The organism is Bosea sp. PAMC 26642 (assembly GCF_001562255.1).
Taxonomy (GTDB): domain Bacteria; phylum Pseudomonadota; class Alphaproteobacteria; order Rhizobiales; family Beijerinckiaceae; genus Allobosea.
Window position 1 is genome coordinate 2518658 of record NZ_CP014301.1, and the last position, 16663, is coordinate 2535320.

General features: G+C 60.5%; 24 protein-coding genes and 1 tRNA gene. 10 read left to right on the forward strand and 15 right to left on the reverse strand.

All coding sequences use genetic code 11. From position 1 onward, the window contains the following. Positions 1–36 precede the first annotated feature (36 nt). The 3 genes from AXW83_RS12115 to AXW83_RS12125 all read left to right on the forward strand — a co-directional run bounded on the left by AXW83_RS12115 (position 37) and on the right by AXW83_RS12125 (position 1402). Complete coding sequence (locus AXW83_RS12115) at positions 37–603, forward strand: terminase small subunit (protein ID WP_082767081.1); 567 nt, start codon at positions 37–39, stop codon at positions 601–603. 20 nt (positions 604–623) lie between these two features. After that, positions 624–902: a hypothetical protein gene (locus AXW83_RS12120; RefSeq protein ID WP_156639980.1), complete on the forward strand. Its 279-nt coding sequence runs from the start codon at positions 624–626 to the stop codon at positions 900–902. 107 nt (positions 903–1009) lie between these two features. After that, positions 1010–1402: a hypothetical protein gene (locus tag AXW83_RS12125; protein WP_156639982.1), complete on the forward strand. Its 393-nt coding sequence runs from the start codon at positions 1010–1012 to the stop codon at positions 1400–1402. 204 nt (positions 1403–1606) lie between these two features. Here the strand turns inward: AXW83_RS12125 and AXW83_RS12130 are convergent, their stop codons facing one another. Then, entirely contained in the window at positions 1607–1945 is a 339-nt protein-coding gene (locus tag AXW83_RS12130) for a hypothetical protein (protein ID WP_066613829.1), read from the reverse strand. Positions 1946–2046: 101 nt separating this feature from the next. Beyond that, positions 2047–2607, reverse strand: coding sequence for a DUF4337 domain-containing protein (locus AXW83_RS12135; protein ID WP_066610445.1), 561 nt, complete (start codon positions 2605–2607; stop codon positions 2047–2049). An 807-nt stretch (positions 2608–3414) separates the two neighbouring features. Here AXW83_RS12135 and AXW83_RS12140 point away from each other — a divergent pair. Together AXW83_RS12140 and AXW83_RS12145 are read left to right on the forward strand one after the other, a co-directional pair. Next, positions 3415–3795 carry a YkvA family protein gene (locus tag AXW83_RS12140; RefSeq protein WP_066613831.1) on the forward strand — a complete coding sequence of 127 codons (381 nt, stop codon included), beginning with the start codon at positions 3415–3417 and terminating at the stop codon, positions 3793–3795. A 96-nt stretch (positions 3796–3891) separates the two neighbouring features. Then, the gene (locus AXW83_RS12145) at positions 3892–4245 is read left to right on the forward strand and encodes a response regulator (RefSeq protein WP_066613836.1); all 354 of its coding nucleotides are present in this window, start codon (positions 3892–3894) and stop codon (positions 4243–4245) included. On the opposite strand, the gene AXW83_RS12150 is transcribed toward AXW83_RS12145, so the two are convergent. Beyond that, the gene (locus AXW83_RS12150; RefSeq protein ID WP_066613837.1) at positions 4220–4609 is read right to left on the reverse strand and encodes a response regulator; all 390 of its coding nucleotides are present in this window, start codon (positions 4607–4609) and stop codon (positions 4220–4222) included. The two genes, AXW83_RS12145 and AXW83_RS12150, sit on opposite strands and share 26 nt — an antisense overlap. 192 nt (positions 4610–4801) lie before the next feature. Here AXW83_RS12150 and AXW83_RS12155 point away from each other — a divergent pair, with 192 nt between their 5' ends. Further along, on the forward strand, positions 4802–5113 hold the full coding sequence (locus tag AXW83_RS12155) for a DUF6894 family protein (RefSeq protein WP_066613838.1): 312 nt from the start codon (positions 4802–4804) through the stop codon (positions 5111–5113). 73 nt (positions 5114–5186) lie between these two features. Here AXW83_RS12155 and AXW83_RS27050 read toward each other — a convergent pair whose 3' ends face one another. The 3 genes from AXW83_RS27050 to AXW83_RS12165 all read right to left on the reverse strand — a co-directional run bounded on the left by AXW83_RS27050 (position 5187) and on the right by AXW83_RS12165 (position 5971). Beyond that, positions 5187–5513 (reverse strand): hypothetical protein, encoded by a 327-nt coding sequence (locus tag AXW83_RS27050; RefSeq protein WP_156639984.1) that lies wholly within the window; start codon positions 5511–5513, stop codon positions 5187–5189. A 23-nt stretch (positions 5514–5536) separates the two neighbouring features. Then, positions 5537–5609, reverse strand: a tRNA-OTHER gene (locus AXW83_RS12160). Positions 5610–5725: 116 nt separating this feature from the next. Beyond that, a complete protein-coding gene (locus AXW83_RS12165; protein ID WP_066613839.1) occupies positions 5726–5971 on the reverse strand; it encodes a hypothetical protein in 246 nt (81 codons plus the stop codon). Positions 5972–6799: 828 nt separating this feature from the next. Here AXW83_RS12165 and AXW83_RS12170 point away from each other — a divergent pair. Together AXW83_RS12170 and AXW83_RS12175 are read left to right on the forward strand one after the other, a co-directional pair. Next, a complete protein-coding gene (locus AXW83_RS12170) occupies positions 6800–7009 on the forward strand; it encodes a hypothetical protein (RefSeq protein WP_066613840.1) in 210 nt (69 codons plus the stop codon). A 26-nt stretch (positions 7010–7035) separates the two neighbouring features. Next, positions 7036–7260, forward strand: a complete 225-nt coding sequence (locus tag AXW83_RS12175) for a hypothetical protein (protein ID WP_066613842.1) — start codon at positions 7036–7038, stop codon at positions 7258–7260. Positions 7261–7302: 42 nt separating this feature from the next. On the opposite strand, the gene rhuM is transcribed toward AXW83_RS12175, so the two are convergent. The 8 genes from rhuM to AXW83_RS12215 form a co-directional block, all read right to left on the reverse strand. Beyond that, entirely contained in the window at positions 7303–8307 is a 1005-nt protein-coding gene (rhuM, locus tag AXW83_RS12180) for a RhuM family protein (protein ID WP_066613844.1), read from the reverse strand. A gap of 719 nt (positions 8308–9026) precedes the next feature. Continuing rightward, positions 9027–9422 carry a hypothetical protein gene (locus AXW83_RS12185; RefSeq protein ID WP_066613846.1) on the reverse strand — a complete coding sequence of 132 codons (396 nt, stop codon included), beginning with the start codon at positions 9420–9422 and terminating at the stop codon, positions 9027–9029. Positions 9423–9460: 38 nt separating this feature from the next. Further along, the gene (locus AXW83_RS12190) at positions 9461–9727 is read right to left on the reverse strand and encodes a hypothetical protein (protein ID WP_066613848.1); all 267 of its coding nucleotides are present in this window, start codon (positions 9725–9727) and stop codon (positions 9461–9463) included. 295 nt (positions 9728–10022) lie between these two features. Continuing rightward, complete coding sequence (locus AXW83_RS12195) at positions 10023–10391, reverse strand: hypothetical protein (protein ID WP_066613850.1); 369 nt, start codon at positions 10389–10391, stop codon at positions 10023–10025. A gap of 39 nt (positions 10392–10430) precedes the next feature. Beyond that, complete coding sequence (locus AXW83_RS12200) at positions 10431–10841, reverse strand: hypothetical protein (RefSeq protein WP_066613852.1); 411 nt, start codon at positions 10839–10841, stop codon at positions 10431–10433. Positions 10842–10860: 19 nt separating this feature from the next. Next, positions 10861–11370: a hypothetical protein gene (locus AXW83_RS12205; protein WP_066613854.1), complete on the reverse strand. Its 510-nt coding sequence runs from the start codon at positions 11368–11370 to the stop codon at positions 10861–10863. A 241-nt stretch (positions 11371–11611) separates the two neighbouring features. Next, a complete protein-coding gene (locus AXW83_RS12210; protein ID WP_066613856.1) occupies positions 11612–12148 on the reverse strand; it encodes a hypothetical protein in 537 nt (178 codons plus the stop codon). Further along, positions 12120–13241 (reverse strand): recombinase family protein, encoded by a 1122-nt coding sequence (locus AXW83_RS12215; RefSeq protein WP_066613858.1) that lies wholly within the window; start codon positions 13239–13241, stop codon positions 12120–12122. The genes AXW83_RS12210 and AXW83_RS12215 overlap by 29 nt, the downstream gene beginning before the upstream one ends. Positions 13242–14010: 769 nt before the next feature. Between AXW83_RS12215 and AXW83_RS12225 the strand changes: the two genes are divergently transcribed. Further along, positions 14011–14232, forward strand: coding sequence for a hypothetical protein (locus tag AXW83_RS12225; RefSeq protein WP_066613862.1), 222 nt, complete (start codon positions 14011–14013; stop codon positions 14230–14232). A 9-nt stretch (positions 14233–14241) separates the two neighbouring features. Here AXW83_RS12225 and AXW83_RS12230 read toward each other — a convergent pair whose 3' ends face one another. Continuing rightward, positions 14242–14568 (reverse strand): DUF6894 family protein, encoded by a 327-nt coding sequence (locus AXW83_RS12230; protein ID WP_066613863.1) that lies wholly within the window; start codon positions 14566–14568, stop codon positions 14242–14244. 1570 nt (positions 14569–16138) lie between these two features. Between AXW83_RS12230 and AXW83_RS12240 the strand changes: the two genes are divergently transcribed. Next, entirely contained in the window at positions 16139–16639 is a 501-nt protein-coding gene (locus tag AXW83_RS12240) for a Ros/MucR family transcriptional regulator (RefSeq protein WP_335339347.1), read from the forward strand. Positions 16640–16663 lie beyond the last annotated feature (24 nt).

Genomic DNA, 16663 nt, shown 5'->3' on the forward strand with positions numbered 1-16663 from the left:
CCCCACCCCCCACTTTAGGGACCGTGTTGGCCTGCGATGGGCGGCACGGACGCAAGCCCCCGGCATATGGCTAGGTCCAGTATTGCAAAAACGCATTTCGCTTGTCCGGTCGGAGGCCGCATGTCTGTGAAATTGCAAGGAATTCGGGTCTCGCAGCGAGAACTGGCGGGCCTTCTGGGTTTGTCGGTTGCCACGATCCGGGATTGGCAGCGCAAGGGCTGCCCCGTGCTTGATCGCGGCAAAAACGGGCACTCGCACGCCTATGACAGCGCGGCGGTCATCAACTGGCGTCTCGATCGGGTCGCGAGGGCCGCGCAGGGCGATAATGACGCTCGCGAGATGGAGCATCTGCGAACCCGCAGCACGGCAGCAATAGCCAGCCGCATGGAGATGGATCTTGCTGCACGATCAGCGGAGCTGGCCCCGATCGACGAAGCCGCTGCAGCAGTGGCGAAGGAATACGGGATCGTTCGCGCCGCCTTCCGGACGATCCCGGATGTCGCGCCGCTCCTGGCCGGCAAGCAGGCGCCAGAAATCCAGGAGCTGCTTGCCGACAAGGTCAACGCGGTGCTGACGGAGTTGTCGGCGGAGGCGCCGCAATGACCGCCGTCCAGATCATCGGCATGGAGATCGTCGAGCAGCCCAAGCCGAATGCCGGCGGTTCGATCGTACTGGCCAAGTTCAATTGCACCGCTCGCGGCTTCACGATGATCGGCTGCGCGTTGGTGATATCGACGCAGCGTGACCGTCGCAAAATCTGGCCGCCCAAGGGTGTCGGGCAACCCGGAAGCCGATCCGGCTCGATCAGGATCGATGATCAGGCGCTGCTAAAGGCAATGCTCGACGCAGCACGATCAACCTATCGCGAACTGAGGCCCACCATCGAAAGGAATGCAGCATGACGAAACGATCCCCGGCCGCGCAGGCGGCCTACGAGGAAGGCTTCGCCGCCGAGACGAACCGCATACGGGACATCCTCGCGGAAGGCGGGACGGTGGGAAACAGTACGTTGGCCGAGTATCTCGCCTTCGATACCCGGATGTCGCCCGACGAGGCCAAGGCCATTCTTGAGGTCTCGATCGTGTCCAAGGAAACCGGCAAGATGGAGCGTGGTCGGCCGGACGCCGAGGCCTACGCCAAGCGCCGTGCCGCCGACAGCGTGATCGGAACGCGTGAGGCGGCCGAGCGCAGCGTCGCTGCCATTCTGCAGGAGTCCGGCAGCGATCGCAGAACCGCGTCCGCCGCTGCCATCGCCCAAGGCTGGAAGAAAGCCACCGCGTGCATCAACGTTGGCAACGGCTTCGTTGAGGACAAGGAGCCGGCTGCCGGCCCGACATCGCCGACGACCGCCGCCAAAGGGTGGAAAGCCGCGACAGCCCGCGCGAACGCTTCGCTCGACTGATGCGTCCTGCAGTTGGCCTGGCGCTGCTGCTAGCCTCGCTGGGCCTCATTGTCGGCGTCATCGTTCGATAGACGGCATTGGTCTCCAAACCCCGCTCGCGACCACGGATGTACTGGCGCGAGCGGTGGCCGGTTGGAGTATTCGGCACCTCGCTGCAGACAGCCTGATCAGGGATGTGCTGCCGATCCTGAGCAGGCGAGCAACTTACTCCCGCTGGACGTCTATAACCTCCCCGTCGCGCCTGATGATCACGCGCATATCGTCGCCATTCACGTCGATGCCAACGACTACCCAGCCTCGCCGGCCCTGACGCACGCGTTCGACACGTTCCAATCCTTCGCGCCTGGCAATGCGGACAGCGTCGAACTCAGAGATACCTTCCTCTTCAAATCGTGGCGGAGGACGGTCGGGAAACTCGATGATCGGCTCAGGAGGGTTGACCCGTAGCCCATTCGGTCCGAGCTCGATCGTCTGCGCATTGGCTAAGGTCAGCGGCGAGAACGCAATCGCCGTCGCCACCGCAATTAAAACTCTTCGAATCATAGACGTCCTCCCGAGTTGTTGCGGGAACCATGGCGCCGATTGTGGCGGAATTCTCGCTGTCTAAACGGGCTCGACGGCTGACACTCGGTGCGGAACCTGGCTCAGAACAGCGCCGTAGGGGCGAAATGCGCAACCGCCATCAGTGCGAGCCCAAGCACGCCAAGCCCTGCGCCGGTGAAGGCGAGCATGGTCACGCCGGTGATGATTGCAGCCGACGAGACCACAATCGCGATTTGAAACAGGCCGGAGACGACATCGTATTTGTCATCGCGCGCTGAGGAGATGTCGCGTTGGGCCTCGGCCGCCTTGGCACGGACCATCAGCTCCTTGCGCCCCTCGTTCGTCTCAGGCTCGCTCTCGTAGCGCGCCACGGTCGATTGCCAGGAGGCAATGCGCTTCTGCATGCGATCACGGCTCGCAGCGTCGGTCACCCCTGCCAGATCGACCTCCATCGCCTCCGCCGCCGTACGAAGCGTTGTGCCGCGGATCGTCTTGGCCTGGAAGAACGCCCAGAGGTTCGAGGCCTCGACATTCTTGGCGAGCGCATCCTGCTCGGCATTCTTGCCGCCGATCTCGGAGAAAGCGAGAGCCAGCGCCAAGACGGCGATCAGCAGGCCGATGCGCTTGTTTTTGCCGTCCGTGGCTTCGGGAATATGCGCCATAATTTGATTTCGTTCCTAATGTGTGCTGCAGGGCATGGCTTTGTTGCCCGGTGAAAGCAATCGGTTTGGTCAACGGCTTCGACGCAGCGTTACGGAGGACCGGCAGGATGCTGCGCTTTCATCCCATGGAGCGTAGAGCCGCCACCGGCGGAGGGCACCAGGCCTCCGCCGGTGGCGACTGCTCGAAGCACGTCAACGCGTTCGTCTCGCCCTCGGCATGGTATCAGATGCGTCTGCCGCGATGGTCGTTCTACGCATGAGACCGTTCAACTGCTGGCATAACAGGCGTCCCGAGACCTGTTGTGCGTCATAACCCTCGACCCTTAACTGCTGTTTGATCTGGTCTAATTTCCAGCATGCGCCCGACCTGGCGATTTCAAAGGCGCGTTCGACTGAAGTTTTGCCCTGATCCATGGTGCATCACACTTTGCGGATGATGTGGACAGCATTGCCGATCACGTCGGCGGGGCGCTTTTCGCCTTTGGTGCTTTTAAGCATCGTCGCCTGCCTCCCTCGCGTCACGGCAACTGCTTCAAGCGCTCGTGTTCAAACTTGCCGCGCAGTCGTCAACCTCGGCGGAAAAACCCTCTGCGCGCAATTGGTCTCGGACGCTGTCGGCGCTAGAAAATTTGCTAGATTTGGCTAATTCCATTGCTCGCTGAAATGCTTCATCCTTGCGGTCTCTCGGCATCGTTGCCCCCATGCTTGCCGGTTAACATAGCATGGGTTCCGGCCACGGTGTTGCGGGCGTGAAACGCTCTGAATCTCAAAATCAGAAACTACCCGAACGCCGAAGCGAGTTGCAGTTTGACTTTTATCGACTCTGCCAAACGATGGGCGCGAACGATCAAGCGCGACGTGGTTGCGTTGTGGATAGCCGCGCGCGACCCTCGTGTACCGTTGTTTGCGAAAGTGGCGGCTGGTGCCGTAGCTGCCTATGCACTTAGCCCGATTGATCTAATCCCCGATTTCATTCCGGTGCTCGGCTACCTCGACGACCTTCTGATCGTGCCGCTGGGCATCATGCTAGCGGTCAAGCAGATCCCGCCGGCGCTTATGATCGAGTTCCGAGAGGCCGCGGGTGAGCGCCTTGAGCGTCCGGTCAGTCGTGCGGGCTTAGCATTCGTCGTGATCATATGGGTTGCGGCGGCGATTGGGACGGCGTTCTTGTTTCTTCGCGACAATTAACGCGTCGCTAAGGATGACCCGGACAATTCTTTCTATCGGGGAGCAACAACGAGCTTCGGCGGCAGTTGGCTAACTGTCCCAGTCGAAAGTATCGCAATGACCAAGCTCGTTCTGATCGTCGAAGATGAAACCATCGTCCGCATGAACGCCGTCGCGATCGCCGAGGACGCAGGCTACAACGTTGTCGAGGCAACGAACGCCGACGACGCTATGGCGCTCATGGAATCTCGCCCGGGCATCGCGGCCGTCTTCTCCGACATCGAGATGCCGGGATCGATGGATGGCCTGAAGCTGATCCACGCCATCCGCAGGCGCTGGCCACCGGCGGTCCTGATTCTAGCATCTGGCCGCATCATGCCGCACATCGAGGACATGCCGCGGGATACCGCCTTCCTCAGGAAGCCGTATGCGGAACGAGATCTCCTTAAAGCGTTGGAAGCGGCCGCCTAGACAACGCTTCAGAGACAGCCGCCACGATCCTCTGGCCTGGCGCCGGCTTCTCCAGCCACCCGCCCCTAAGGAATACGGGATCGATCGTGTCCTCGGTCGGCTCGCTTCCCGAGAACACCACGAATGGGACGCCGAGGTCGTAGAGGCGCTGCGCAACGTGCTCGCACGATCCATCATGAAGATCGATGTCGAGAAGCGCGACGTCGGGGCGGTCAGCCTGCAGCCATTCGATTGCACTGGCGCATGTCGACAGGATGCCGACGATCTCGAACCCGGCGTCGACCAAAATACCTTCGACGTCCAGTGCGATGATCGTCTCGTCTTCGAGGATGAGCACCCTCGACCGGGGCTGCATCGATTGCATTTGCTGGGTTCCAAATCGCCTGTCACGGCTATGGCCGTCTAATCCGCTAAGATAGTCACGTTATCTCAGGAGAGTCGATGTGGGCCATGCGGGCGAAGGTCTGCGACGCGGTGATCCGCCAGTGCCGCTTGAAACATCCTCTGGGACCTGCGTGGTGGCCCGGCGCGCTCGTTCCCGCGTCCGGAGGGCTCGATGCCCCGCTACTTCTTCGACACCGACAACGGCTCCGAACCAGTGATCGATCTGGCCGGTCGAGACCTACCGGACGACGCAGCCGCTCGCTGGCACGGCCTGGACACCCTGCCGGACATGGCTCGCGACAAGATCGCGGAGGGCGACCATCGCACCTTCGGCGTCGTCATCAGCAACGCTCAGCGCGTCGTCATCTACAGCGCCACGATCGCGCTCATGGGCGGCTGGAAGAACGGTTACGAACAACCCCCGAAATGGAATCCTCGACCGCCGGTCCCCTTCTTGTTGATGAAGCCCAAGGTGGCATCTTAGGCGCGCGAGCCGATGCTAGCCGCCGAGGTGAACGATGAGCGCCGCGGCCTCTGTCACAAGAGGTTAAATGGTTTCAGTCGGCAATCGCGCGAAGCGCCCTGTCCATGCTGAAGACTGAAGTGGATCCGGAGCCAGTGATAATAGCGTACGCCTTGGTCGGCGCGTAGGGCCCTGCCGGGCGTTCCTTATTATCCCAGGTCACGGTCACATCGACGGCATCTTCGGCTGGCCATCCCGTCACTGCGCAGTAGCGCTCGTACACATCGATCGCATCAGATTTGTGGGGCTCAGGAAGCCGTGCTTCGAGATGCGTTTTTTCCCTAAGACCACAAAAGTGCGCCTTGGCGGCCGTTATTGATTTGAAATGTCGGCCGCTTCGCAGCGTCACCTGTTTTGGCATTGTACTTCCGCGATCCGACGGTTTGGAGCGGGCGTAAGGGATCGAACCTTCGTCTTCAGCTTGGAAGCTGCTGCTCTGCCATTGAGCTACACCCGCGTCGTCAACAAAAAGGGACGATGACAAGGGTGACGTCAAGCTGATTGGAGATGCATGCCTAATTGCTGGAACCACGCTCTCGTCGCAAGCGCCTCAGCGCCAAGGGTGGGAACTTCCTAGTCAATTTCGAAAACCAGGTCAGATGGCGCCGGCGGTTTGGGAATTGGTGGCGCCGTTCGCCAGTGAGTCGGACGCCACATCAGGGCCACCTTGCCATCCTCGTGTACCCAAGCAGCGGTTTCCCAGATTTGCCCGGCGGGGCGATAGCGCGCGCGGGCGAGCATAGTGCCGTCTGTAACCTCGACGACGTCGCTGACGTCTTTTCTGACTTGCGGCACGCCCATGCTCCATATCGCTGTCATCGCCGCTCTCCAATGGACCTGACGAACCTGACCCTGCGTTATGCCATGCCTTGCAATGCGTCCAATCTTTCCTGTGCAGTGCGCGAGGAAGGTTCCAGGATGGAATCGAAATCCGTGATCGCTATCGCCGCGGGGTGTCTGTGCCATGTCGGAAGTTTTCGCCCGAAACCCCTCGGTGGACTGACAGTCGATCCACCGAGCTTGGACGTTGCCCGAATCGACCGGCCTAATCATTCTCCAAAGACGCTGCGGCGGGCCTGAACCCCAGGGTCTCGCGGAATAGTCGCCGGCGGAGAGAGGCCTCCGCCGGCGGCGCTTTTCCTGGGAACTTGATGGAATCCAGAAAGTTGTGCGTTGGCGACGGAAGCCGACCACCTAAAGGACGACTACCTATGGCCGAATCGACTTTGCCTAACTCGCCGCCCGCGCGGATGCACAAGCGGATGTGGGCAGGCCTCGCGTTTGTCCTGATATTGCTCGCTCTTTCCGGCTCGAACGAATTCTCAGATCTACCCGTCGACTGATTGCCGCTTGTAGCGCCATGTCGACGTCAATCATCCTATGGGGCCTGTGCCTAGCTGTCATCCTCGGCGGCATTGCCTGGATCTCCATCGCGCCGCACTGGTAGGGCCACCATAGCGCTCCGGCTCCCCCGCCGGGACGTTCCCATGTCCGCCCTCAGAGGTCATCGCGATCAATTGGAAGGCCGGGAATTCTGCGGCAGCCCGACGAGCTCGAGATGTGGATGACGGCGCATTGGGAACAAGCTTCAGCCCATCAGCGTCCTTTGCGCGACGGCGCCCTCGGTTGCGCGCGGTGTGAAATTGGATGGAGCTGGAAATGGCTGATGCAGTCGACAACCTCGAAGACCGGATCGCGATGGCACGCCGCAACATCGAAGACCTGACGGCGCAGGCTACCGGAGCGTCGGGCGCCGCGGCAGAGGAAAGCATCGCCGCCAGGCTCAACGAGCAGCAGGACCGGTTGAATGCGCTTCTTAAGCAGCAGGAGATCCAAGAGCGCGACGGCGCGGCCTAAGGACAAGCGAGAGCTCGGGAGCAACCATGTCCGATCAAAGCGATCCCAACGCACCCCTTCCTGATGTGTCGCCCGAGGATGCGGCTACCGAGCTGGTTGACGAGTATCAGGAGGCGGCGATCGACTATTGCGCTGACGGCGTTCGGGAGGCGAAGGCGGCTGATAATGACGTCGCCATGTATCACTGGCTCAGGGTGACCCGGGAGGTCGTGCGGAGGCTGATCGCGCAGCGCGAGGAGCTCGGTGGCTGAATGATCGAATCTTGCCCGATATCGCCCGTTCGCCCTTAGGGGTTAGGAACGCGCTCTAGGTATTCGCACGACATCATCCTGCTTGAGCCGCACTAGCCAGCGCGCGTACTCAGCCTGAGCATGCTTGACAGCTCTCTCTCGGAGAAAATCCTTGTACCCTTGGAAGACAGGATAGTCGCTCATCACCATGAGACTGTCGAACTTCTGTTCAAGCTGCCCCATCGTGAGCTGCCGCCCGCGGAGGGCCGCAGATTCAACGAAAAGCAAAAACTGCTCGCACAAGATGTGCAGCCGGTACAGCTCTTCCCCGTCGAGATAGTTCTTACCGATCTTGGCCTCGTCGATGGTCGGCCGGTTACCTTCGAACGCCTGTATGCCCATGTTCGGCTCGGTGTGCTTCGCGCGATCGAGGATGATCTGAGAAGCTGTCTTGCCAGTCACGGCAAAATGGAACTTGTCCTGCAGACGCGCATAGAACGAACGGCAGGCAGGCGATTGCGCGTCATAGTCGCTCGACCCAACTTTGAAGCAATCGCGCACCGACGCGTAAATGTTTTTCTCATCTGCCCGGAGGGCCCGCACATCGGCTGCGAGCTTTGCTAGGTTGTGCGGAGCGTCTTTGAGGCGGCGTTCATTCAGCGCGTAGCCATCGACGATATAGGACCGCAGGGTGGCTGTTGCCCACTGGCGGAACTTTGTGGCTTTCGGCCCGCTGACCCGGTATCCGACGGACAGGATCATATCGAGATTGTAGTGCGTGACGTCGTAACTCTTACCGTCGGCGGCAGTCTGTCGGAAAACCTGACTAACTGACGCTTCCACCAGTTCGCCTTCTGAAAATATGTTCTGGACATGGCCGACGATCGTCGGGCGAGATTTTTCGTACAGATCGGCAATCTGCTGTTGGGTGGCCCAAACCGTTTCCGCAGTCAGATCGATATTGAACTGGATGCTTTGGTCACCAAGGCGGAACTGCACCAGTTCCATCTCCAACTGATAAGCGGCGGCATTTGCCGCAGATGCGGCGTCTTTGACGGGCGTCTTCATGTCAACCTCGCTCGATTCGCGCAATCGTGACGCACCGTCACTATCGCGTCCAGTGCGGCATGGGTGTCCACAACCTCAGATGTGGAAAACCTGAACGAAAAGGGATCAGACCGCTCCGCGACACCGTCGCGTGCGGCCTGAAATTCAACCTCTGGCCGGACCGGGAAGAGAGGCGACCACTCCCTTCCTGCCGCGGCCGGCTTAGTCCCCGTCGTCAACAGCACTTCAAACGCAAATGCTATTTCGTTCCCGTCTTGGTCTTGGCATGGCCACTAAGCGGGTCGGTTAGCGAGGGGCAGCTGGGCGAGGCGCTAGTCTGAGATTCGCCGGTCGCGGCGGTGGCAGAGGCGCCATGATTGTCTCGATAACTGGCGCAGGGGGTGGAACGACTGGTTCGATCGGGACTACGCGTGGTGGCGTCGATGGCGGCAATGGTGGCTGTTGAGGAGTGGGGACCACCGGCGCCGGAGCAGTGACCGGTGTCTTGGTCTCTAGCGCGAGCGACAGCAGATATAAAATCACGCCGGCGATTGCAGCAACAATGATGGCGATGCCCAAGTAGATCCGCCAAGCGGAGAAGGCCCGTGGTGCAAGCTGCGGTTCGTCAATCATTCAAGGCCGCATCTTCTCTTGCGCTCGGCCGATCACAGCCGGCTCGTCAGTTAGGGCACAGCGGCGCTCGGCCTTTTCATCGCGGGTGGCGGCGAAAGGCGCCGTGATCATTTGACCAGCGGGTATAGGCCGATGGCAATGCCGGCAATTCCCAGGAACAGCGACCAGATCGCAATCCACGCTGGGATGTGAACAGCCGGATCCGCGTTCCCCAGGTACCAACGGAGTTTGCCCAGCAGCCCTGCGCGCTCAATTATCAACTCGATCTTCTGCCCTTTGGAAACGCCGAGTTCGGCTCTCACATCGTAATCCATCAGGATCAAGTTTTGATCGAGCTCATGCCCGAGCACTGAAGCGAGAACAGACTTGCCGGATGCCGCGGTCAGAACAACGATGCCATGACGGCTGCTGCCGGAGCGCTTCTTATAATGCACCCTGACGCGCCTGCGTCCGATGTCACCCTCTTGAGCCTGGCCCACTTCAAAGTTTGTCGGACCGCTCATTCAACTTTCCTCACGCGCAACGCATGCCCTCGCCATCTTTAGTTTAGGTGCGTATCGGTGGGCGCCTGCCGGAAGCAGGCTATGCCTTCACGCTCTAGCGTCGTGAAAAACTCAGCGTAGGCCGCTTGGTCCGTCTCAAACAGGTCGTTCCAAACCGTCGAGCCTCCGTCGTCGTCAACCACCTCCAACGACCAGCTTTCATCGCCATCGGCCATCCGATAGATTTGAACGTCGACCGTCTCACCGTCGCGTGAAACCTTTCCGCACAAAGGCGAGTGCTCGATATCGGGAATTTCGTCGATCATTGCTTGAGTCCCTTGCCCCGCGCCTGGTCGATCACCGCCGGCTCATCCGTTAGTGTGCGCCGGCGTTCCGCGTTCTCTTGCTCGGTAGCATCCGCACTGCTCAGCGCTTCGTCAACGGCGCCGGCCGCTACACCTCGCCAGCGCTCTTGGGAGGCTTTTCACGTCAAGATGGTCCAGTGCGCCACCGCGCGACCTTCAAGGCATCGTCGAGGCCGAGCTGCCAAAGCGCATCCTGCACGAAATGGAGCGCGCGCTGCGGTGATAACTATTGATCGGGAGCGGTTGCCAATTCGGGCTACTGTTTATTTTTCGTCGACATTACAAAGTCGTCGATCAGGCTTTGATTGATCCGGTCATGCTCATCCGCAGGCAGATTTGCGACAGCTGCTGCGATGGCCTTCGTTATCGCGTTAAGATCGTCTTTGACGTCGTCATAAGGCGGCGCGAGACCGCGCAATTTGTATTCGCAGATCACGTCATTCAATTGGACCGGCTTCGTCAGCGGTGCGGCCTCCCACTCTGCAAAGTGGAGAATGAACAGCGATCGAAGTTCGCTTTCAAGCACCCTGCGCCACCGCCGCCCATTTTGGACGTAAGCCCGCATAAGTTCCAGTTCATCGCTGGCCATAGCGTGATGTGCGACGATTTTAGGTGAATCGGACATACGCTCTCCTACCATCCGCGAATTGTCTCAAAGGCCAGTTCAGGGCAGCTTCACGAGGTCACTAAAATGAGCGCTGCATCGCGGGCACTTGTAAACGTTCATCAGTTGATGAGCGGGCCGAAGTTGCGTGCCGCTTTTTTCGAGGCAGTTTGAGCAAAACGGAACCCCCGACGGCTGGCCGGTAGAGTTCTTGGCGTAGAAGTAGCCGCCGTGCTCAACGAGTTCCTGCCTGCCGGACAGCCTTTTGGTGAGCTCAGCGATCTCGGCGTCCTTCTGCCTCATCGCTTCCTTGGCATCGGCGAGCGTCATCTTGACGTCTGCCATCGTCGCATAGAGATCGGCCATTTTGGCTTTCAGTTCGCCGTGGCTCAGTCCTGCGTCGATCTCACGAAGCCCCTTCACCAGGGCCAACGCCTGCGCGGCAGCGGCAATAGCATGCGTCAGATCCATATTGAGCCTTCCCGGAGCGTCAGAGATGAACTTTGAGAAAGGCTTTGGCGACGATCCAAGCTCCGCGGCAGAAGCAGAACAGAGATAAGAAAAAGCAGACGATTGCGATCGCGCGGGTCGTCTCGATAAGTGGATTGTACCAACGGGGGATCGTTGCCCATTCGGCTCGCTCGACAAAGTTGTGCCAGTCCGCTGGTTGCCAGTATGCCTGCGCCAAGATCGACCAGTTCAAGTAGCCTATCCCCGCAATCATAGCGGCGCTTACCACGCCGCCGATGAAGAACTTAAAGGCTGGGATAAGCGATTTCGTCAGCAGCCGAGCGGCCCCGGCGACATAGGCGCTGTCCTTGGCATAGAGGGCGCTCAGCAACGCGAGAAGTGCAATGATCGCTCCGCCGTTGAGCAGAAAAGTGGCCTTGATCGCTTCTATCCCATACGCGTTGACGGCCGCCATCGCGATCTTGCGCTCGTCATGTGAGCCCTCGCTGGCGACTTTCGCGCCGCCGTCGATGATTTTCGGATGGGCCATTGCTCGATTACTCCTGGATCCATCGGCATCTTGGCGAACCCGCCGCCCCTGTAGAAGCGGCGGGCAGCCTTGGCTCTAGTGGTACCAGAACAATATAAGATAGCCGATTGCGAGCATCAGGTGGGCGGCTTTATCGATCATCAGTAGACCCCGTCGGCCAATTCGGCCGAATGCCGACCACAGCGCGATGCCATGGAAGCAAAGGAGGCGCGTCATCAGGTCTTTAACACCGGCGACGCCTTCATGCGCTCAGAAGGAAACGAACCGGGTACGGGTATGCTTCCCGACCAGAACGGTCTCCCGCTACCACGGCCCTAGATACATCGGCAGGAGCGCCGATAAGGGCGGCAAGCCAGCTTCTCACCTCGACTTTCGCAGGCTTATAGCGCTCACCGATGGTGACGACGACGCTTTCGATGATCGCTCGGAAGGCTTTGCGGGCCTTGGCGCTCTCTTTCATCGCCTCGCTCAATGCGCTGCCCAGCAGGACCATGTCGCGCTGATAGGCCTCGATGGCGGCAGGATGCAGCGTCGTGACCTTCCGCTCGCCTTCCAAGAACTCCAGCCGCTGCTTCAGCTCAGCGCGCTCGGTGCGCAATGGCGGCATGCGGCGGGTCGCATCTTCGTGGCTCAAGACGCCTGAGCCGATAGCATCAACGATCCGGTCGATGTCGCGCTCTATCTCGGCAATGCGGCGCTCGATCTTGCTGCGTTCGCGGGTCTGCCCGTCTGCCTCCTTGTTCCTCTTCTCATTGAAGGTGGCGATGTAGCGCGCCATCGCCTCGGGGTTCGAGAGCTGCTCCCGCATTCCCTTGATGACGGTCTGCTCGATGGCATCGACGAAGACCCGGCGCTTGGCATGTGCCGCTCTCGCGTGCGGCGCTACAGGCGATCAGCACCCTGCCACGCTGCTTGCCGTCAATGCGCATGCCGCCGCCGCAGTGACCGCAGCGCAGGAGCCCGGACAGCAGCCGCGTCGCGCGCGGTGTGTAGGGAGCCCTGAGCCCCTCCTTCGCCTTGAACCTATTCTTCCGCGCGGTGGCGACCTCGAAGAGGTCAGGCGGAACGATCCGCAGGTCCGGGCGATCCTGCCGCTGCCACTCGCTCTCGGGGTTCGGCCGACTTACCCGCTTCCCCGTCTCGGGATGGCGGACCATGGTGACCCGGTTCCAGAGCATCGTTCCGCCGTAGATCGGGTTGAGCAGGATGCCATGACCGCGCGTCGCATTGCCGTTGATCGTGCTGGCGTTCCAGCGCGTGCCGCGCGGCGGCATGACCGCGTCGCGGTTCAGGCCGGCGGCGATGTCGCGTGGCGAGGTGCCCTCGGCATACTCGGTGAAGATGCGGAGGATGATCGCAGCCTCGTCCGGCTCAATAGCAAGCTCGCCCGGTCGGCCGAGCACAGGCCGATAGCCGTAGCTCCTGCCGCCGGGGCTCCTGCCACTGCGCAGGACGCCGGTCATGCCTCTGCGGACCTTCTCAGCGCCATCCTCGCGGAAGAGCTGACCCACAAGGCCCCTGAGACCGACGAGGACCGTGCTGGCCTTGCCCTCGTGCACGGCAATGAGGTCGATGCCGGCGAACTTGAACCGCTTGTGGAGGCCGGCGAGGTCTTCCATGTCGCGCGAAAGGCGGTCGAGAGCCTCGACGATGACGACGTCGAACTCCTTGCGGCCAGCCGAGGCAATGAGGTCGATCAGGCCATCTCGATTGAGCATTGAGCCGCCCGAGCGGGCGGCATCGCCGAACCGGCGGACGACCTGATAGCCGTTCTTGACCGCATACTCGTCGCAAAGCGCCAGTTGGTCGTCGATGGATTTGTCGTTCTGGTTCTCGGTCGAGTACCGGGCATAGAGGGCAGCGCGCTTCATGACCGCCGCCCTGCCCGGCCGGAGCGCCGAGCCCCGTCCAGCTGGAACATGGGCCGCATAAACGCGACCTGCTCGGGATCACCAAGACGGAAGCTCGAAGGCGGACGGTGGGCGGCGCACTCCGCAAGTGCCTCGATCAGATCATGCAGCGGTGACGAATTCAGCATCGGGCTTCTCCTGCCATTTGCCCTTAGCTTAGCGGATGAGGCGATTGACATTCTAGTCAACGATGCGTAGTTTTTTACGCCTACCCCCAAGAATTCGAAACGGCTATACAGCGCTCGCAGGAGGATGTTTGCTTCGGCGGCTACTACCCTAGCGGGGCTCGGGTCAATGCCGCTGCTTGGCCTGCTGTGCCCGAATACAGCGGCCTCCGGCATCTGTTCTCCCGTGCCCGGCCCTTCGCTTTCCAAGCTGCGCAGCTCCGTTGCGGCGATGTACTCGTTCCGCGACAACGAGCGGGAGCCGGGTTCGATAGAGGACGGGAACAATGACCGCCTCGTCTGGCTTGTCCTATGCCGGATTGTTGCGTTGCCGGCGGCCCGCCCGATGGAGCCTGAGATGTCGGACCTACCACCACGCCAGCACTGGACCGACTTGCTCATCTGGATGGGTGTGGCCGTCACCATCGCGGCATTCGCCTACCTTGGATTGGCACATCAATGGCGAGGTCCTGCCGTCGTTCCGGGCGCGGAGTGGTCATCTAGCTCACCGCGCCGCTGATGCGCGCCATCACCGCGTCTAAGAAGCACTTCACGGAGCAAAGTCTATGGCATCCATCATTGAATTAAACGGGCTGAAAGTCGGCGACCGCGTCACGCTTTCGTTCGGCTTCGTCGACCACGTGGGTAGCGGCAACTACGAGGTGCTGCGCATTCTGCCGCCGGCGGTTGATGGCGAGGTCCAGTACCGGGTGCGAGGCGACGACGGCTACGAGCGCGCTATAGGGCACCGGCAGATACTTGGCGTCGCCCACAAGCGGGCAGAGTGATCGAGGGCCTCACCGCAACGCGGACTGGCCCATCGAATTAATGGCAGCGGCGACATCGGCCACGGCCTCGTCTATCGCTTGCTGATCCATCGTTGCTTTCTCTTTCGGATTGCCAGCCTCAAACTTCATCAACGCGAGATAGATCGCATCGCCGGTCTCGTCCTGCACCTCGACCTTGAAGTCGGCATGCTCGCCATTCGGCAAGCGCTCCCGGATGATATCGACGAGCGCATTCTGCGCCTCGTCTTTCGCGGCGATGTAGTCAGGCAACTCCACCCCCTCATCGTCGGCATCGACAACCTTCCCATTGTCGGTCGTGAAATAGAACTTTGGCATAGCTCGATCTCCGGTTCGTCGTTCTGCAACCGAAGGAGCAGTCGCAAGTTCCGGGACCTGCGACGATGGAGCGCTTGCGGATTGTTTTCGCCCGTGCGCAGGCTGAATTGCTGGACCTGCGACCGACCAGTGGCTCTGCCCTGCGGTTCGATGCATGCCATTCCGAAAAATTGTCGCTGAGCCCGACGTGCTCAGCGAACTATCTGCCGCGTTTGATGCCACGTGGACCGAGATCGGCCCAAGTATCCCGCCGTTGTCGCAAGCAGCGGCTCGGGAGTATCTCGGCGCTGTCATCATGGGTATTTGGCAGCCGCTGACAACCTCGTGAGCAAGGCGCTAGTGAAATATCGGCGGGAGCCCGTATTGCCTATCATGGGCATAGAGCGCGACAAGGCCTGAGTGCCACTGACGCGGTCGGCGCGTTGCCGCCCGATAGCAAACCGCACGATCATGTCCGCATTCGATGTGCGACACTACACAGCAAAATAAGCCGACCGGCAGACGCCTCTCTCAGCAGCTTCCATATCTCTGCATAGACCGGCGGGCGCAGCGATCTCGACAAGGGACCAAGTCCAACTTTGCTGCTTCTCTACCATGCAAAGGCAGGTCGCGGCTCTGTGCCCTGCGGCCGAGCTGGCTTCTACGGCTAAGCAGGAAGCCATGATCTGATCAAACGTTGGAACGCGAGAATTTAGCAAGAGCATCAGCCCTCCGAGGCATAGGATTACGGCCAGCCCGGTAACGAGGCGGGAATGCATGCCCATTGTTTTCACCCTCTTCTGGGTAATGAAGATTGTGACGCGGCACGTTTCGTCGTTGACCTACCTTTCAGCCTCCGTCCGACCGGTTAAGAATTGGTCACGAAACCTGATAAGGGACAGGGAGATCGGGCCTGTTGCGCGCGCGGCAACGATGGCTAGGAGAGGGCAAGCGGCCTCCGGCAAATACTTCGCGTCGTTTAAAGGCGGCCAGAGTGATCGAAGGGATCACGCTATTGCCGCCGCACCCCAACTTGTCGCAGGATGAAGTGGCTGGAGTAACCAGCGATGACGAACGTGCGTCCCCATGCCTTTCCGAACACTCTTGGCCGAGCCGGACGAGCTGCTAGCTTTGTCAGCAGCCTTCGACACAGCATGGGTCCAAATTGGACCCCGGGTTCCCCGCCATTTCAGGGAAGCAGCACGAGAGCATCTCGGCGCTATCATCTTGGGGCTCTGGCAAGAGGATGGCACGGAAGAATTGGCAAGCCGCGCAATAGCAAAATACTTGGCCGATCCGCGCGATTTTACCTCTGGTCCGGACGGCTATGAGGCCTAACCAGCCACCCCCAGACCTCGCAATAGGCGACCGCGTGTTCTTGGCGCTGGACCGGAACGGTGCCGGTGAGTTTGAGATAATCCGGATTATGCCTCCGGCGGTCGATGGCGGGGCGCAATACCGCGTTAGGGGCAATGACGGCCTTGAGAGGGCAATCGGGCAACATCAGGTGCTCCGTGTGGCTTCTAGAGCTGTCGAGTGATGGTGTAACCAGTGCGTCGTCGATCATAATTCTTCAAGATATGCAGTATCCGTGCGGCGCGCATTGACAGGCTCTATTGCCGGTGGTCCACCAAAGACAGGAGGACCACAAATGACAGAAGATCAATCATCGCTGATCGAGCTCGCAGCGGGCATCGTTGCCTCGTACGTCGAGCATAATAGCGTCACCGCAGCCGACCTGCCGGAGCTGATCAAAAACACCTATGCAGCGCTCGCCAAGCTCGGAGAGCCGGCAGAAGCGGTGCCTGCTGAGGCTGCCCCGATCCCAGCCATATCGATCAGGAAGTCGGTTACCCCCGATTTCATCGTCTGCCTCGAAGACGGCAAGCGGTTCAAATCGCTGAAGCGCCACCTGATGGCGAGCTTCGACATGACCCCCGCTCAGTACCGCGCGAAGTGGGGCCTTCCGCCGGACTATCCGATGGTCGCGCCGAACTATGCCGAGCAGCGCTCGAAGCTGGCGAAGAACATGCGTCTGGGGAAAAAGCCGTCAGCGCCAGCCGCCAAGCCGACGCGTAAGAAGTCCGTCTGACACCACCCTGCTCTGCGCTCATTG

Excerpts from the sequence above, each read along its gene's own strand:
- AXW83_RS12145 (WP_066613836.1), top strand. The coding sequence starts at position 3,892 with ATGACCAAGCTCGTTCTGATCGTCGAAGATGAAACCATCGTCCGCATG.
- AXW83_RS12195 (WP_066613850.1), bottom strand. The coding sequence starts at position 10,391 with ATGTCCGATTCACCTAAAATCGTCGCACATCACGCTATGGCCAGCGAT.
- AXW83_RS12155 (WP_066613838.1), top strand. The coding sequence starts at position 4,802 with ATGCCCCGCTACTTCTTCGACACCGACAACGGCTCCGAACCAGTGATC.
- AXW83_RS12150 (WP_066613837.1), bottom strand. The coding sequence starts at position 4,609 with ATGCAATCGATGCAGCCCCGGTCGAGGGTGCTCATCCTCGAAGACGAG.
- AXW83_RS12170 (WP_066613840.1), top strand. The coding sequence starts at position 6,800 with ATGGAGCTGGAAATGGCTGATGCAGTCGACAACCTCGAAGACCGGATC.
- AXW83_RS27050 (WP_156639984.1), bottom strand. The coding sequence starts at position 5,513 with ATGCCAAAACAGGTGACGCTGCGAAGCGGCCGACATTTCAAATCAATA.
- AXW83_RS12205 (WP_066613854.1), bottom strand. The coding sequence starts at position 11,370 with ATGGCCCATCCGAAAATCATCGACGGCGGCGCGAAAGTCGCCAGCGAG.
- AXW83_RS12225 (WP_066613862.1), top strand. The coding sequence starts at position 14,011 with ATGGCATCCATCATTGAATTAAACGGGCTGAAAGTCGGCGACCGCGTC.
- rhuM (WP_066613844.1), bottom strand. The coding sequence starts at position 8,307 with ATGAAGACGCCCGTCAAAGACGCCGCATCTGCGGCAAATGCCGCCGCT.
- AXW83_RS12175 (WP_066613842.1), top strand. The coding sequence starts at position 7,036 with ATGTCCGATCAAAGCGATCCCAACGCACCCCTTCCTGATGTGTCGCCC.
- AXW83_RS12230 (WP_066613863.1), bottom strand. The coding sequence starts at position 14,568 with ATGCCAAAGTTCTATTTCACGACCGACAATGGGAAGGTTGTCGATGCC.
- AXW83_RS12200 (WP_066613852.1), bottom strand. The coding sequence starts at position 10,841 with ATGGATCTGACGCATGCTATTGCCGCTGCCGCGCAGGCGTTGGCCCTG.
- AXW83_RS12190 (WP_066613848.1), bottom strand. The coding sequence starts at position 9,727 with ATGATCGACGAAATTCCCGATATCGAGCACTCGCCTTTGTGCGGAAAG.
- AXW83_RS12120 (WP_156639980.1), top strand. The coding sequence starts at position 624 with ATGGAGATCGTCGAGCAGCCCAAGCCGAATGCCGGCGGTTCGATCGTA.
- AXW83_RS12130 (WP_066613829.1), bottom strand. The coding sequence starts at position 1,945 with ATGATTCGAAGAGTTTTAATTGCGGTGGCGACGGCGATTGCGTTCTCG.
- AXW83_RS12115 (WP_082767081.1), top strand. The coding sequence starts at position 37 with ATGGGCGGCACGGACGCAAGCCCCCGGCATATGGCTAGGTCCAGTATT.
- AXW83_RS12185 (WP_066613846.1), bottom strand. The coding sequence starts at position 9,422 with ATGAGCGGTCCGACAAACTTTGAAGTGGGCCAGGCTCAAGAGGGTGAC.
- AXW83_RS12215 (WP_066613858.1), bottom strand. The coding sequence starts at position 13,241 with ATGAAGCGCGCTGCCCTCTATGCCCGGTACTCGACCGAGAACCAGAAC.
- AXW83_RS12165 (WP_066613839.1), bottom strand. The coding sequence starts at position 5,971 with ATGACAGCGATATGGAGCATGGGCGTGCCGCAAGTCAGAAAAGACGTC.
- AXW83_RS12210 (WP_066613856.1), bottom strand. The coding sequence starts at position 12,148 with ATGGCGCGCTACATCGCCACCTTCAATGAGAAGAGGAACAAGGAGGCA.
- AXW83_RS12135 (WP_066610445.1), bottom strand. The coding sequence starts at position 2,607 with ATGGCGCATATTCCCGAAGCCACGGACGGCAAAAACAAGCGCATCGGC.